Raw genomic sequence first — 16,071 nt, forward strand, 5'->3', positions numbered from 1 at the left:
CTGATTATAAATAAACTTTATAGTTATCAATCCCATTATCCAAATAGAAGATAAAAAAGTCAATCTTACAATTAATTTAGAAAAAACATAATGCTATATTTAATAGATTTTATTTAAGTTTAAAGTAATTTACCTAGTGTTATGTTAATAATCCCACTATAACTCTAATCAGGTAAAGAAGAATCTTCTTCTTCAGGTGGTGCGGGGGGCAATATATCACCTTGACCTAAAAAATAACGTGTAGGATGTTCTTTCATAATTTTATCTTGTAATCTCATTAGTCCATAAAGTAATGCTTCAGGACGAGGGGACAACCTGGAATATAAACATCTACTGAATAATCCGATCTACACCTTGCAAAGTAGAGTAGCTATTAAATGGCCCGCCAACATTAGAACAAGACCCCATAGAAATTACCCATTTAGGCTCTGGCATTTGATCATAAACTCGACGAACTATTTTAGACATTTTTAAGGTGACTGTTCCTGCTACTATGATTAAATCGCATTGGCGTGGGCTAGGGCGAAAGACTCCTGCCCCAAAACGATCCATATCAAAGCGGGATGCTCCAGTAGCCATCATTTCAATTGCACAACAAGCTAACCCAAATGTCATCGGCCAAATAGCAGATTTTCTTGCCCAATTAAAAATATAATCTACTGTAGTAGTAACAACATTGCCTGAAGCGTCTGCCATAAAACCTCTTAAGCTGTAAAATGTACTAGAAAAATACTTACTTATTTTAAAATGTCAACTGATAGATATTAAAGGCGTTGTAAAAATTCTCCTAATACTTTTAGCAATTTTTGATCATCTGCTAAAAAAATTATATGGTCAATACCATCAATATAAACCTCTGTTTTACTGCCTTCAACAAGTTTGGCTAAACTTTGACTCATTTGCCAAGGAATTAAATCATCTGCTTTTCCATGACTTATAAAAACAGGACATTTGATATTAGAAATTTTTTCTTTATTTGCAAAATGATTAACTAAAATAAATTTAGGTATTGGTAAAAAAGGGTAAAGTTGACGTGCCATATCAATCATACTAGTAAAAGCACTAAATGTTACAAGTCCAGCAGCCGCCTTTTTTGATGCTAGATCAATTGCTACGGCTGAACCTAATGACCAACCACTAATAATAATTTTTCCAGGATTTACTTCTTTAGTAGTAAGCAAATATTCGTATACTACTTCTGATGTAGCATAACAATTTTGCTCGCTAGCACTACCACTACTTAACCCGTAACCAACATATTCTGGAATAATTACATTTACACCTAACATGCGGAAACGTTGAAATTCTATTAGACATTCTTTTAAGCACATTCCATTACCATAAAAATAAATCATAGTAGGCTTATTTTGAGCGTCAGATAAGGGTTGTGCTGATGGGTCTAGGGCCTGACCCCAGAGAGCAACAATTTTATCTCCTGTTTTGGTCGTAAGTTTGACTAGTTCTGTACCTTTGGGTGGAATAAAATTGGCTTCAGCTTTTCCTTGAGTGCTACGACCAGGAAAAACTAGTAGGTTTTGAATAGAATATAAAAATGTTAGCACAGCAATATAACTAATTAGACTAACTTTACTAACACGCCAAACCCAATAAAATAACTTGTTTTTTGGCTCAGTAAGTTTAGTCATAAAAAGTTCCTTATTTTTAAGTAAGATGTAAAAAGAATTTTCGCGTAGATAGAGAGTAAAATCAACCTTCAATTTGTGAAAAATTTTACTTAAAATCCTAAGTAATTATGCAAGATAACCAAGATAACAAAAATGCTGTTGAAAGCTTATCATCAGTTTATCCCTCTCCAGAAGAATTAGCCGTGCTAGAACCACATGAGCAACGCTTTTTCCGCTTTGTACATGCTATGAATCAGGGGCGTTGGAAAGATTTTTGGACTTGGTGCCAAAAACTTTTTGGTAAACTTTGGATTGATATTTGTACTTATAATTTAATGCGTCTTTATGGACTAGAAAACTTAAACACAATTGATCCAAAACGTCCTGTGCTTATAGTTGCTAACCATCGCTCATTTTTTGATTTATATGTAGTTTCAGCAATGCTTTATAAAAATACTACTTGGAAAAAACATCTTTATTTTCCTGTTAGAGCGCGATTTTTCTATGAGTCTTGGCTAGGAATGTTTGTTAATTTAGTTATGGGGCTTTGGTCAATGTATCCACCAATTTTCCATGATGCTAAAAAACGGCTCTTTGATCAATATTCTTCACGCTGTTTAATGAGGCTTTGCAGAGAAGGCGAAGGTAATATCATAGGTTTTCATCCAGAAGGTACACGTAATAAATCAACCGACCCTTATTCATTTCTTCCTGCTCAACCTGGAGTAGGTAAAATTATTAAAGAAACACAACCGCAAGTAATACCTGTATTTATTGCTGGACTTCGGGCAGATAATTTGCCTAAACAAGTTTTAGGCAACTGGACAGGTGGCCCAAAAATCCGTATCCATTTTGGGGCTTGCCTAGATATGAGCGAGTTTCATGCTATGAAAAATCATGTCCGCACCTATAAAGCAATTGGCGATCATGTAATGGCTAAAGTAGCAGAACTTGGTGAAAACGACCGCGCTCTTTATGCACCAGAAACTAAACAACTTACCACAGTTGAAACTAAAGAAAATAACCAAGAAATAGTAGTAAAATGACTAGTAACATTCCACTAATAATTGTTAATCCTGCGTCGGCTAATGGTTCAACCAGACGCAATTGGCCCGGACTAGCAGCACGAATTAGTAACTATTTTGGACAATTTAATTGTGTTTTTACTAAAAAAGCTGGTGACGCTAAAGATTTAGCTGCAAGTGCTGCCAATGGTGGGAGAAAATTTATTATTGCTTGTGGTGGAGATGGGACAATTTCAGAAGTTGTTAACGGGATTTTAAGTAGCGACTCAAATAATATAGAGCTAGGAATACTACCTCATGGAAGTGGTGGAGATTTTCGCAAAACCTTAGACCTCCCCTCTCGATTTGAAGATGCTGCTCACGCTCTAGCTAATGGTATTTCACAAGAAATTGATGTTGGACAAGTTACTTTTATTAATACTAAAAAAATAGAAGAAACCCGCTATTTTATTAATGTAGCTTCTTTTGGTATGGGTGGGGAAGTCGTCAAACGTACAGAGTCTTCAAATAAAACTTTTGGTGGGACACTGGCTTATGCCTATGCTACTTTAGCTACTACTTTATCTTATGAATGCCCAGAAATTTTTCTTCAATGTGATGAGTTAGCAAAACAACGTTGGCGAATTGCTACGGGTATAGTTGCTAATGGATGTTATTTTGGTGGAGGTATGAAAATAGCTCCTAATGCAGAATTAACAGACGGACTTTTTGATGTGGTGGTTGTAAAAGAATTAAGTAAACTAGCGATTTTAGCAAATACTCATCATCTTTATGCTGGAACACACTTAGATTTATCCTATGTAGCATCTACTAAAGTAAAAAAAATAAAAGCTTGGGCAGTTGACTCTAAAAGAATAGTAAGACTAGAGTTAGATGGGGAATTTGTTGGTCAACTGCCAGCTACTTTTGAACTAAAAGCACAAAAAATTAATATTCGCTGTCCAAAATCTAAAAACTTCTTGGCACTCACATACCAAGCTAAAGGTTGTATAGATTAGCCCTTGATTACCCCTATTGGACGTAACCTAGCTACTTGTTTAGAAATTCCTGCTTTGTGGACAACATTTACAACTAAATCAACATTTTTATAAGCTAACGGATGCTCTTCTGCTAGACCTTTCCAGCTACGCGCACGGGCCACAACTCCTTGTTCGGCAAGTTCCTTGTCAATTTGTCGTCCCTGAGCTTGTTTTACTGCCGCAGTACGACTTAAAACACGACCTGCACCATGACAAGTTGTTCCAAAAGTTTGTTCTAAGCTGCCTGTTTGCCCAACCAATAACCAACTAGCTCGCCCCATATCCCAGGAATAATTACAGGTTGCCCAATTGATTGATAGCGGCTTGGAATTTCTGGGTGCTTAGGTGGAAATGCTCGTGTAGCCCCTTTTCTGTGAACACAAAGCGTTTTTTCTTTGCCGTTAATTGTATGCTCTTCAAATTTAGCAATGTTATGAGCCACATCATAAACAAGATTCATTGCTAAATCTTCCCATTTACAATCAAAAACGGTTTCAAATACTTCTCTAGTTTGCCACATCAAAAGTTGACGATTACACCAAGCAAAATTAGCTGCTGCTCTCATTGCTCCTAGATATTCTTGACCTTCAGAGCTTTCAATTGGCGCACAAACTAACTGTTTATCTGGCAATTTAATCCCATATTTTGATGGGGTGTAGCGTAGTTTTAATAACGCATCATCACAAACCTGATAACCAAGACCACGTGAACCAGAATGAATCATTACGCAAATTTGACCAGGCTTAACACCTATAACATCAGCTACTTCTTGGTCAACAATTTCATCTACAACTTGAACTTCTAAAAAGTGATTACCTGAACCTAATGTTCCACATTGTTCTGCACCGCGAGCTAAAGCACGGTCGCTAACAGCTTCCGGGTCAGCATCAGTTAGACATCCATTTGCTTCAGTACATTCAATATCACGGTCAACAGCTAAACCTTTTTTAAGTAAGTAACGTGAGCCTTTTTCCATTAATTTACGAAGTTCTTTTTTATCAAAATGATATTTTCCTGAACGTCCAACCCCTGTTGGAATTTGACGATAAAGCTCATCAACCAAATTTTTTAGCTTAGGTTGAATTTCTTCTTGAGTTAAATTTGTAGTAAGTAACCTTACCCCACAGTTAATGTCATAGCCTACACCACCAGGTGAAATTACTCCACCTTCGTTTGGGTCAGTTGCACAAACTCCACCAATACAAAAACCATAACCCCAATGAATATCAGGCATAGCGATACTAGCTAGTTGAATGCCAGGCAGACATGCCACATTTGCCACTTGTTCTGGGGCTTGGTCATCGCGTATTTGTTGGATTAGTTTTTTATCTGCATAAATTAGCCCATCTACTAACATTTCTGGCTTGTAGCTTTTTGGAATCCGCCAGCAATAATCATTTACTTTTTCTAATGGGCCCTTATAAGCGTCTTTACTCATTAATTTTCCTTGTGAATTTTTTGAAATCATAGGCCACCCATAAATGGATGGCCTATTGTCAGATGTCCCTATGGGACATTATAGGTTTTTCTTTATTTTTCAATAATTTAGCGTAACAAATCCTGTTTATACTAAATATCTAAAATAACTTCTGCCAACCAACCATTTTCAACTTTTGCCACCTGTAATGCATGATAAGTAATAGCCTTTACTTCATGATCCAAAATATGACGGCTAGGGTCAATCTTTTCTCCAGCAATGCTAGCCCTTAATCCTTTATCAGTAATATTTACTGTAAATTTAGCAAATACTAAATGCTGTGTTTCTAAAATATAAAGCAATTCATTTAGCCAATCAAAAAATAAATATTGATAGTCTGTGCCATCTATTTGAATTTCAAGGGTTTCTTTAGGTGATATTTGATCAACATTTTCCACTACTAAAGAAAACATACCTAATGCTGCTTCAGCAAATAATGTATTAATATCTTTAGCTTTAACACGTAATCCTAAATCTGCTGTGTGTTCAAAAATTTCATACATAAATGTTTGATTTTTCAGGCAAAAATTAAAGGCGATTATTTACTTTGCACTTGATAATTATCTCGGCTAGTTCTTATTTGCAAACCTGGACGTTTAACTTTAACCTCTAGTTTATGAGATTTATTAACTACCAAATCTTTAGGTAAGTGATAGGCTAAAGTATAACTAGCAGCAAACTCCTTAGCAATTTCCTCAAAACTTTATTGTAATTATTATTATCAAGAGAAAATCCCGTCCACCTGTAAGAGTAGTTATGCCTGCAATATCTAATAAAGTTGGCAGGCGGTCTTTTTTCCCTTGAGTAATTAGAGGAGAAAACGAAGGAATGGTAATGCTATAAATGCTTGTGCCTGAAACTTTTGCACGGGCTATAAGCTCTTTTTTATCAATAATACTTGAACTATCAAAACCATCTGTTATTACTACAATAACTGGACGAAGACGCTTTTTATCACGAATAGTAGGAGCTTTTTTTAGCATAGTGATGGCTCGGTCTAAAGCATCATAAATTCTAGTTGAGCCGCCATAATCTTTGATTTTATTTAACTTATCGCCAAGTTTTTTATGGTCACTAGTAAAATCTTGTAAGATATTGACTTGATGATTAAAACCCATCAAAGCACAAAGTGAAGTTTTATCTAATTGTTCAACAAATTTTTTATTGATTCACGCTGCAAAATAATTTCTTCTTCTGAAAGGCTGCCAGAAAGGTCAAGGGCGATTACAAGAGCTAAAGAAGTGTTTTGTAATTTGGAAGTTGGTTGAAAAAATTCAATTGGGCGTAACTCTCCATCCTCGCGTAATTCAAAGTCTGCGGCTGCTAAGTCTAAAACATAATTTCCTTTTGCATCACTAACAGTAACATCTAGGGCAACTAAATCTGCTCCTATTTTTATTAGTAATTCTTCAGACTCTTTTGTTTTGTTTAGCTGAGATGACTGTATTTGACCTAATATTACTTGTGGCAACACTAGCATTAATAAACAAGCAGTTAGAAGAAAAATTTTTTTACACATAGTTAAATTTTATTTATTAGAGTTGTTTATTAGAATGTTATCGCCGCTAACGAATCTTTTAAGAATATTGTTCTTAGCTTTAATCTTAGCAAAATAATACCAGAAAATTATTGACGTAGACTACTATTAAAGTTAGCCTTCATTCATACCCATCCTTAAAAATTTTAGGAAAAATTATTATGCGTAATTCAATAAAATTTTTTTCTTTTTTATTAATAACTTTATTTGTTTTAATAGGATGGCAAAATAGTATTTTAAGTAGTGCTTATGATGAGCGTCCACAAGTAACAGAGATCGCTAAAGAGACTTTACCCGCAGGACAAGTGCCACAATTAGTACTAAATAGCCAAAAATTATCAAAAATAAAAAATAGCGAACGTCTTAACTTAACTATTTCTTTTAAGAGCAGCCAGGAAAAAGAAGTAAGACAATTAATTACAGAACTTTATGATCCAACATCGCCAAATTATCATAAATGGATTAGCCCAGAGGAATTTGGCCGACGTTTTGGACTCTCAGAATCAGAATTTAATTTTGCTTTGGATTGGCTAGCTAATCAAGGTTTTACTATTGACCAGGCCTGGCCCAATCGTCTAGCCATTAGTTTTAGCGCGTCAGCCGAACAAGTAGAACGTGCCTTTAAGCTAGAAGTCAATCAATATCAAGACTCTAGCCAGCGCATTTTTTATTCTAATGATCGTTTGCCTAAGCTACCAGAACGCCTATCTAAAATTACTAGCAATATTCATGGGCTAAATAATGCTTATCTTTATCAAACCTATAGCCAGTTTAAGCCTTTTCCAGAAGAGCAACAAAAGCAAATACAAGGTTTTATTAAACAAGGTAAAAAAATAGATACAAATGCTCAAAGTGGTAATAGTCCAATTTTCTTTGGCCCAGATGATTTTAATCTAGCCTATAACATCAACCCCTTAAAACAAGCAGGTCTTCGCGGTCAAGGTCAACGTGTAGGAATTATTATTAATTCTAATGTGTTAGACACAGATATTAATTTACATCGTCAGCTTTTTGACCTTCCACGAACACTAGTAAAACGCTTTGTTCCACCAGGTCTAGAAATGGCTCCTGTAAGATTTCAAGGCGAGGCAGAACTAGATATTGATTCAATCTCTTTGATTGCTCCAATGGCAGATATTGAGCTTATTTTAATTCCTGAACTTTCTACAGCTAATATTTTTCTAGCCGAACAATTTATTGTTAACACCTTAAAAACACCTATTGTTAATGAAAGTTTTGGAGGGTGTGAAGCTAATGTTTTTGATCCAGCCGAACAAATGTTGATGCTACAAGGTGTTGCTCAAGGCATAGCATTCTTTATTGCTGCTGGAGATGAGGGAGCAGAATGTTTTCCAGGTGGAACAGCAGGACAATCTGCAATTAATTGCCCTGCTTGTTATGATGGTGCAACGGCTGTAGGCGGTACACAAATTATTGGAGAATATGATTTTTTTGGCGATCTTAAAAGAGTTCTCCAAGAAAGCGTTTGGAATGAACCACCTGGAGTAAGGTTTAATTGTGATGGTCAACCTATAACAAATGGTGGTGGTGCTACAGGTGGTGGAGTTAGTAATAAAATTGCTCGTCCTGATTATCAAAATACCGCTAGCGGTTTTGCAGGTGGTCTTCCTGCGGGAGAAAAACGCTTAATTCCAGATGTTGCGCTGTTAGCTGGTTCACCTGGCACAGCAGTTGTCATTAATGAACGGGGCTTTATTACATCTGGAACAAGTCAGTCTGCTCCACTTTGGGCTGGAATAATGGTTTTAATTAATCAATCAAAAGGCTCTGTCCAAGGTTCTCCTAATGCAGAAATTTATCGCTTAGCAGCAGAACAATTTAGAAATGCTGGCCCGGCAGTATTTACAGATATTACTTTTGGTAATAATAACACTATGGCAAGACTACCTTGCGCACAAACTGGTGCAACAGGCTTTTTAGCTACTCTTGGATATGATTTAGTCACGGGCTGGGGTGTACCTAATGTAGATCTACTAATTAAAAATTTTGCTAATACACCTGATATTACTAGTCCTATAGTTAATGTTACTGCTCCAACAGAAGGTATAACCTTACAAGCAAACCAACAAGTACAAATTACTTGGCAATCGAGCGACAACAAAGCTATTCAACGCCATAATATTACTTTATCAACCGATGGCGGAACAACATTTCCATTTACTATTGTGGAAAATTTAATGGGCAATGCACAAACTTTTATTTGGACAGTGCCTAACTTGATGACTGATCAAGCTCGTATAAGAGTTAGCGCAATTGATGAGGCTGGAAATAATGGATTTGGCATTAGTACAGGAAATTTTGCTATTTCTAATACTCAAGCAGGTTTTAGCTTAGAAGTTACTCCAGGACAACAAACAATTATTGCTGGTGAAACCAGTAGCTTTACAATTAATACACAATCAATTGCTAACTTTAAGTCTGGCATTAGTTTATCTGTTAAAGTCCAACCAATTGATTCAGGGGTTAATGCTTTTGTACCAGAAAATTTATTAATTCCTGGAAATAGTGCTAAAGTAACTATTACTAGCAGTCCTAATGCTAAAGGCGATTATAGCTTAACAATTGTTGCTACAGCTTCAGGTGAAAATCAAGAGCAAATTTCTAAAACAGCAAGTGTAGTGCTTAAAGTAGTACAGCCAGATTTTGCTCTAACTTTTGATAATCCTCAAATGCGCCTTAGTAGAGGGCAAAAAATAACTGTTCCATTAAAAATTGATAGAATTGCTAATTTTGCAGGTAGAATAACAATAACTGGGCCAAATAGTAAAGATACTAGTTTATTAAAATTAAACCTTTCACCATCAACCCAAATAACAGCGGAAAATAGCGTAAGCTTTTCTCTAAAAGCAAAAAGAAGTGGGCCAATAGGCTTGCAACCTCTTGTTTTTACTGGTAAAGATGAACAAGGGCGAATTCGTAATGTAACGCTTAACTTGTTGATAGAGTAATCTTTACTAATGATGTTTAACCGCTACAAAAATAAATATTTAGGGGGAAATTTTATGTTAAGAGCTATTATTACAAGTGTTATTGCTGTAATGTTGCTTTTGGTAGTTGGTAGCCCAACAATGGCTAATGATAAAAAGCCAAATAGTCAAAAAACTAGTAAACGGGTTGCTTCTCTAAAAGCTTTAGATTTGAGCAATAGCTCAGGAATTGCTAAGACCTTTGTTAAAGTAGGGAAAAAGCTAGTACAAAATTTTCAAGTTATTGCTGTTGACCTACAACCTAATACAGAATACCGATTAGAAGTTGATGGTATTGCTATTGATAACAAATTATCTAATAAATTAGGAACTGTAGAATTTTCTTATAGCTCTAAAATTGATAAAGATGAATTAGGCGATTTGGAAGCGTTACCACAACAAATTGCTATAGTAAAAGCAATTAAGAATGTTCGTCTTTATCAACAAGATACTTTAGTTCTTAATGGTGATTTTATAGCTAGTGTAGACGATGAAACAGCCTCTAATCTAGTTATTCCAAATGTCACAATTGAAGCAGGCAAAACAGTCACCTTAAATGTAAGTGTTACTGATCCTCAAGGCTCACCCGTAACTTTAACAGTAGCTTGTGATCGAGGTAATTTTGTAACTGTAACGGGTCTAACTTTAACAGTATCTCCTCAAATGGGAGATGTTGGTCAAACAGTTTGTACTGTAACGGCTTCTGACCCAATAAATTTATCTACTAGTGCTTCATTTGTTATTACTGTAACACCTGCTAACCGTGCGCCAATGATTGCTACTATTGCAGATCAAAGGGTTAGATTAGGTGCTACATTAAGAGTCACTGTTCAAGCTAGTGATCCAGATGGAGATCCACTAAGATTTGCTGCACCTACTGCACCACTTTCTTTAATAAATATTGGTACAAACACGGATGGATCAGCTATTTTAACTTTTGTTCCTACAGCACTTAATCAAGGTGGTCGAGTAGTAGTACAAGTTATTGACTCTCAAGGTCTTAGCGCACAAACAAGCTTTAATTTAACTGTTGATCCTAATGTAATAATTAGTTCTGTACTAAGAGAAAAGAACCTGTTATTTGTTGCTGGACAAGGTTTTGGCACTAGTGGGGTTAGAGTCATGATTAATGGTCAAGACTTAAGTGCTAGGGTAATTGGTCAAACCGATACTACTTTAACCATTAAAGGAGCTAGAAGAAAAGCTAATCTTAGAGCAGGAACAAATCAGCTAGTAGTTACTGCTAATGGTATTTCAGCCACATTTGTTTTTAGTTTAAGAGACTTAAACACGCCATAGTATTAACTAATAAAACTTAAAAATAAGGTGGGTATTTTGCCCGCCTTATTTTATTTATAGATAATTTTTATAGAATAAATAAAAATAGCTAAATAAATTAGCCCAGGAGGAAAAATGAACGAAGCAACACAAGAAGCAATAGAATGGTTTGAAGTAGAAGTCCGACATGGAGTGCTAAAAGGATTTTTTGACGTTGCTCAACTTATACCAGCTTTTCAACGAATGAAGCCAAGTTTACATCGATATTGTGATAAAAACGAAGTAATTGACGTTGATGCTATGTTATATGCTACAGCAAGACTTCCAGAGGATATTCACGAGGTACGGGAAATTTTGTTACAAAAGAGTGTTCCAAATAATTTTTCCCAACAACCTGGGATAGTTTCTCTACATTCTCCATCTAGGAGGCGTGCTGCTTTTAAGATAGGCCCAGAAACCATAATAATTGTTGTTAGAGATGAAATAACAGAATTACTAGATTTGATGTCTATTGTGACTAGTTATTTTATTGAAGCAACAAAGATCTATCGCTTGCTAGCAGGTCGTCCACTTCTTGAAGAAATTCGCCAAATAGCTACAAATAGTTCTGATGCAACGCTAGAAAGACGTAATCGCCTTATAGCTCGCCTAGCCTTTGATCTAGGGACAACAGAAGAATCTCTTCGTCTTTTAGATCATAAATGGGATGGAGAACTCTTTGTTCGCCTTCAGTATATTGCAGAACACCTACCAACAATTTTTATTCGTATGCACCGGGCTTTTAATGATAATAATTCCCGTAATCCAGCACGTAAATGGTGCCAAAGAATTGCTGATTTTGTTGGAGAAGTTTCTGGTTCTGAACAACGCCCAATACATATTATTTCTAGCAATACTCATAGCACAGTCAATGTGCTTTCTGGTTATGCTCGCCTTCATCAAGATAAAGTGCTAGCCTGGGGACGCGAACAATCCACAGATAAAAGCTCATTAGATTTAATTGAGCGACATGTTAACACTATCCATCACACCAATTTAATTTACTATCTAATGAAAGGATACTTAAGAACACAACCTGAAATTAGAGCAGCAAAACAGGCTTATGATGAAAGTCTAGGAATTACAGTTTTGCCTGATATTTTTATGGTAGGTATTGATTGTCAAGTAATTGATCTAACTAAAATAGACTTTAATCTAGTTGATCCTAGGCTTAACCTAGATATTAAAAAATTAAAGGAAACACATCCAGTAATTATTAATTTTGATTATGCTTTTGGAGAACAAGCTGGAACAATAATTGAAGAATTAATTATGACTTTTCAAAAACGTATTCATAGTTTTTCTATTATGGGTAAAGCTGGAACTGTTGTAGGTGAGCGAGGTGGAATTATGATTCCATCTTATTTGCTGCAACAAGGACGCAATGAAATTTATGATTTTCCTAATGGTAATGGTTTAAACCGAGAAGATTTTGCAGATGTAATTGCTGATAGCCGAGTTTATACTGATGGGCCAATGCTAACAGTGCTTGGTACAGTCCTTCAAAATAATTCTATGCTAAATGAATATTATGAAAAATGGCATATTTTAGGGCTAGAAATGGAAGGAATACCTTATGTTCGTAAACTTCACCAATGCAATAAATTAGGCTATTTACGAGATGATATTATGGTGAATGTTGCTTATTATGCTTCTGACGCACCTTTAATACCAGGTGAAACCCTTTCTAGGGAATTAAGTTTTGCTGGAGTTGATGCTACTTATGGAATAAATTTGGTGATTCTTAATAAGTTATTGGGTTGTCACCCATGCATATTAACTTAAGACATAAAAAAAGAAAAAAAAGCAGGTTGTGTTATAAAAAAGTTGGCACTTGGTTTGTAAATCAATTTAACAAAGGGCTGCAACTGTATTACCAACTTTACTGAAACACGACCGACATTGGCATTAACTTGGCTATAGCTAAATTAATTAGAAATAATTAAAACTAATTAATAAATAGTAGTTATTACCTAAAATAATTTTATTGTATAGTAGCGGCTAGTAGTGCAACTTCTACATTTTAAGGTTAGGTAGACAAGCATTTATAATTAGCTTTGTAAGCCTTTGGCTACCTCCAAAATACTTATCATTTTTATTGGCGTATTGATGCACAGATTCATGGATAAGAATTATAGCTCGCTGTTGTATGGCAACAGTAACATTTTTGTTTGGGTTAAAAAAGTAGCTATTAAGAAAAAGAATATTTCCTTTACCTGTAAATGCTGATTGTATTACACCTGCCCAAAGCCAATCTTGATTTTTTACAAAATATGAATTAACTGTTTCCCTTTCACCATTTATAAGCCACGGTAAGCCTAGTGTAGACTTCCTACCATCAAAAATATTTACATTAGGCTCTAAAATTAATATTTCTGCCAAGCTGTTAATACCATAACTTTGTAAAGCTTTATCACAGTCACAATCTTTTGTTAATTCTTTAGCAAGTGTTAAAGCTTCAGTTACTTTACCTAATTGCTCTGTTGTTAGTAAAGGAAATGGAGAACTTCCATTCACTGGATATTTTATTACAGTTTGAGGTTTATGTAAGCTTAAATCCTGGGCATTAACATTTAGGATAAAACCGCTTACTAATAGTAAGTAAAAAAATATACTAAACAGAATTTTTACAACTAGTAACATAAACTTTTACCTCCAAGAAGCTAGAAACACATTGAAATAGGCGTTTACTGGCAGGCAAAGTGTGCTACAAATGGAAAGTAAAAGTCCTCAATACTAAGTAAAAATTAGTAAAAGTTGTCAATAATTTGTAAAAAATGTTGCTTGGAAAAAAATGGTTAGATTTTGATGATATACTTTCAGCTAAGAGGTAAAAATAATGTTGATAAAAAATTATTGGCATCGCTATATTGTGTGGATTGGTTTGATAATAGCCTTGCTTCCCTTATTAATTATCATACACTTACAATATCGCTCACTGTGTGAACTGGAACAAACATCCACCAATTCCTATAAGATGGCAGTCAAAACATATCTTAAATCTGTGGTTGCTCAACTAGAAGAAGACTATAGGATAAATGCTGAGAAAACACTTAACCCATTTGTAGATGTATTTACTCAAGAAAATAATTTAGATAACAAAGCACTAAGCGTTAAGCATTGGCCAGGGGCAAAACAAATATTTATTGTAAGCTTTGATGAAGAAGGTGCCCCATTAACACATTTTTATAATTCCTCAACCCAACTAATAAAAATCCAATCCGATAGTAGGGAAAAACGTGCTGTAAATACTGCTTGTACACTTTCAAACTTACGCCTTCGGTTAGGTTCAACAACACCAACAACCCCCCTACGCTCAAACACCCTAACGATTAACGAGCTTGATCCAGAAAATCGCCTTATCCTTAAACCAATTACTGACAGTAGTGGAAGCATTATTGGAATGGCTGGTTTAATCGTTGATGTAAATCATTTTAAAACACGTTTAGAACAAGCTATTAAAGAATCTTTGCCAACAGTATTTCCTGAAGATAATAAAGAAATGATTATTACTGTTAAGGACAGCAATAATCATTTACTAATGTCTAGTTGCTCTAACCTCAGTTTTGCAAAATGCTCAAAAGACGAAGTAGAAGTTCAATTACCATTTATTTTTACTGATTGGATATTGGGCTACCAAAGAGTTAATATGACTATAGAAGAGTTAGCACATAAAAATTTTGTGCTTAATTTTACTGTCTCAATCTTAATGGCATTAATCTTACTTATTGGTATTGCAATAACTTTGCATACAATTGCGCGGGAAATCAAACTATCCCAAATGAAAACGGATTTTGTTTCTAACGTTTCTCATGAATTGAGAACCCCTCTTTCATCTATTCGTGTTTTTGGTGAATTTATGCGTTTAGGTTGGGTAAAAGATAGTGCCAAAGTCCGCGAGTATGGCGAATATATTGAAACAGAAAGCCGGCGTTTAACGCAATTGATAGACAATATTCTTGATTTTTCTCGTATATCTTCAGACCGCAAAATCTACCAAATGGATAACGTTAATATTAAAGACTTGATACAAACAACATTAAAAACCTTTGAGGTTTTACAAAAACAGCAAAGTTTTAACATCCTTTTAGAATTACCTGAAAATAAATTACCTCTACTACAAATCGACGCTAACGCCATAGCACAAGCACTTGTTAATCTTATTGATAACGCAATTAAATATTCTGGTGAGGAAAAAAATATTTTAGTTCAATTAGACGTAATAAACGCTTATGTAACCATTGCAGTTATAGACAATGGTATTGGGATTGAACGGTGTGAGCAAACAAAAATTTTTGATAAATTTTATCGTGTTAGTACGGATTGCGTTCATGATGTAAAAGGTAGCGGTTTAGGTTTATCAATCGTCAAACATATTATTGATGCTCATCAGGGTAAAGTAACTATAGATAGCACCATAGGAAAAGGTAGTAAATTTACTATTTACCTGCCCATTAAAAAAACTATTAATTTTTCTAAGGAAAGTGTTTATGTGGAAAGTCCTAATTGCTGAAGATGATCCTGTAATGGCGATTGCCTTAGAGGATGGTTTTCGTTATGAAGGTTATAAAGTTGTAGTAGCTAAAGATGGAGAAACCGCTCTGCGTTTAGCTAAAGAAAAACTCTTTGACTTACTTATTTTAGACATTATGCTACCTAAAGTATGTGGCTATGATATTTGTAAAGAACTTAGAGATTCAGGCAATGACATTGCAATTATAATGCTCACGGCACGAGGCCAAGAAAGCGAAAAGGTTATAGGGCTAAGGCTTGGTGCGGATGACTATGTTACAAAACCATTTAGTTTTCTTGAATTAATGGCTCGGATTGAAGCAATAAAAAGAAGGTTCTGCAAAAATACTGGCTCTCAAAATATCCCTGAGCTTTATAAATTCGGTAATATAACAATTAACTTTAATAAGTTTGAAATTAACAAAGAAAATATAACTACTGAGCTTTCTTTCCGAGAATTAAACCTATTAAAATACTTTATTTCACACCGAGGTGAAGTAGTAACAAGAGAACAATTACTTAATATTGTTTGGGGCTACGATAATTTTCCTTTAACTCGAACTGTTGATATG

Annotated in this window: 12 protein-coding genes and 2 pseudogenes; 7 read left to right on the forward strand and 7 right to left on the reverse strand. The window is 34.9% G+C overall.

Features of this window, described 5'->3' with window-relative positions; translation table 11 throughout:
- Positions 1–164: 164 nt before the first annotated feature.
- Both IPK14_08765 and IPK14_08770 read right to left on the reverse strand, forming a co-directional pair.
- Positions 165–696 (reverse strand): annotated as a pseudogene (locus IPK14_08765) (NADH-quinone oxidoreductase subunit B).
- 68 nt (positions 697–764) lie between these two features.
- On the reverse strand, positions 765–1,646 hold the full coding sequence (locus tag IPK14_08770; protein ID MBK7993506.1) for an alpha/beta hydrolase: 882 nt from the start codon (positions 1,644–1,646) through the stop codon (positions 765–767).
- A 107-nt stretch (positions 1,647–1,753) separates the two neighbouring features.
- Here IPK14_08770 and IPK14_08775 point away from each other — a divergent pair, with 107 nt between their 5' ends.
- Positions 1,754–2,671, forward strand: coding sequence for a 1-acyl-sn-glycerol-3-phosphate acyltransferase (locus IPK14_08775; protein MBK7993507.1), 918 nt, complete (start codon positions 1,754–1,756; stop codon positions 2,669–2,671).
- Positions 2,668–3,648 carry a diacylglycerol kinase family lipid kinase gene (locus tag IPK14_08780; GenBank protein ID MBK7993508.1) on the forward strand — a complete coding sequence of 327 codons (981 nt, stop codon included), beginning with the start codon at positions 2,668–2,670 and terminating at the stop codon, positions 3,646–3,648. The genes IPK14_08775 and IPK14_08780 overlap by 4 nt, the downstream gene beginning before the upstream one ends.
- Here IPK14_08780 and IPK14_08785 read toward each other — a convergent pair.
- The 4 genes and pseudogenes from IPK14_08785 to IPK14_08800 all read right to left on the reverse strand — a co-directional run bounded on the left by IPK14_08785 (position 3,645) and on the right by IPK14_08800 (position 6,665).
- A pseudogene (locus IPK14_08785) lies at positions 3,645–5,107 on the reverse strand (RtcB family protein). The gene IPK14_08780 and the pseudogene IPK14_08785 overlap by 4 nt on opposite strands.
- Positions 5,108–5,238: 131 nt before the next feature.
- Positions 5,239–5,649, reverse strand: a complete 411-nt coding sequence (locus tag IPK14_08790) for an archease (GenBank protein ID MBK7993509.1) — start codon at positions 5,647–5,649, stop codon at positions 5,239–5,241.
- A 192-nt stretch (positions 5,650–5,841) separates the two neighbouring features.
- On the reverse strand, positions 5,842–6,264 hold the full coding sequence (locus IPK14_08795; protein MBK7993510.1) for a VWA domain-containing protein: 423 nt from the start codon (positions 6,262–6,264) through the stop codon (positions 5,842–5,844).
- 23 nt (positions 6,265–6,287) lie between these two features.
- On the reverse strand, positions 6,288–6,665 hold the full coding sequence (locus tag IPK14_08800) for a hypothetical protein (GenBank protein ID MBK7993511.1): 378 nt from the start codon (positions 6,663–6,665) through the stop codon (positions 6,288–6,290).
- Positions 6,666–6,844: 179 nt separating this feature from the next.
- On the opposite strand from IPK14_08800, the gene IPK14_08805 reads away from it, so the two are divergent.
- The 3 genes from IPK14_08805 (at position 6,845) to IPK14_08815 (ending at position 12,772) form a co-directional block, all read left to right on the forward strand.
- Positions 6,845–9,652: a S8 family serine peptidase gene (locus tag IPK14_08805; protein MBK7993512.1), complete on the forward strand. Its 2,808-nt coding sequence runs from the start codon at positions 6,845–6,847 to the stop codon at positions 9,650–9,652.
- Positions 9,653–9,706: 54 nt separating this feature from the next.
- Positions 9,707–10,969 (forward strand): hypothetical protein, encoded by a 1,263-nt coding sequence (locus IPK14_08810; protein MBK7993513.1) that lies wholly within the window; start codon positions 9,707–9,709, stop codon positions 10,967–10,969.
- 114 nt (positions 10,970–11,083) lie between these two features.
- The gene (locus IPK14_08815) at positions 11,084–12,772 is read left to right on the forward strand and encodes a hypothetical protein (GenBank protein ID MBK7993514.1); all 1,689 of its coding nucleotides are present in this window, start codon (positions 11,084–11,086) and stop codon (positions 12,770–12,772) included.
- A gap of 231 nt (positions 12,773–13,003) precedes the next feature.
- Here the strand turns inward: IPK14_08815 and IPK14_08820 are convergent, their stop codons facing one another.
- Positions 13,004–13,630, reverse strand: coding sequence for a hypothetical protein (locus IPK14_08820; GenBank protein ID MBK7993515.1), 627 nt, complete (start codon positions 13,628–13,630; stop codon positions 13,004–13,006).
- Positions 13,631–13,964: 334 nt separating this feature from the next.
- Here IPK14_08820 and IPK14_08825 point away from each other — a divergent pair, with 334 nt between their 5' ends.
- Positions 13,965–15,500, forward strand: a complete 1,536-nt coding sequence (locus tag IPK14_08825) for a hypothetical protein (GenBank protein MBK7993516.1) — start codon at positions 13,965–13,967, stop codon at positions 15,498–15,500.
- The coding region (locus IPK14_08830) for a response regulator transcription factor (protein ID MBK7993517.1) at positions 15,478–16,071 on the forward strand (594 nt) is incomplete at its 3' end. The genes IPK14_08825 and IPK14_08830, both read left to right, overlap by 23 nt.

The organism is Blastocatellia bacterium, assembly GCA_016713405.1.
Classification (GTDB): Bacteria; Acidobacteriota; Blastocatellia; order Chloracidobacteriales; family JADJPF01; genus JADJPF01.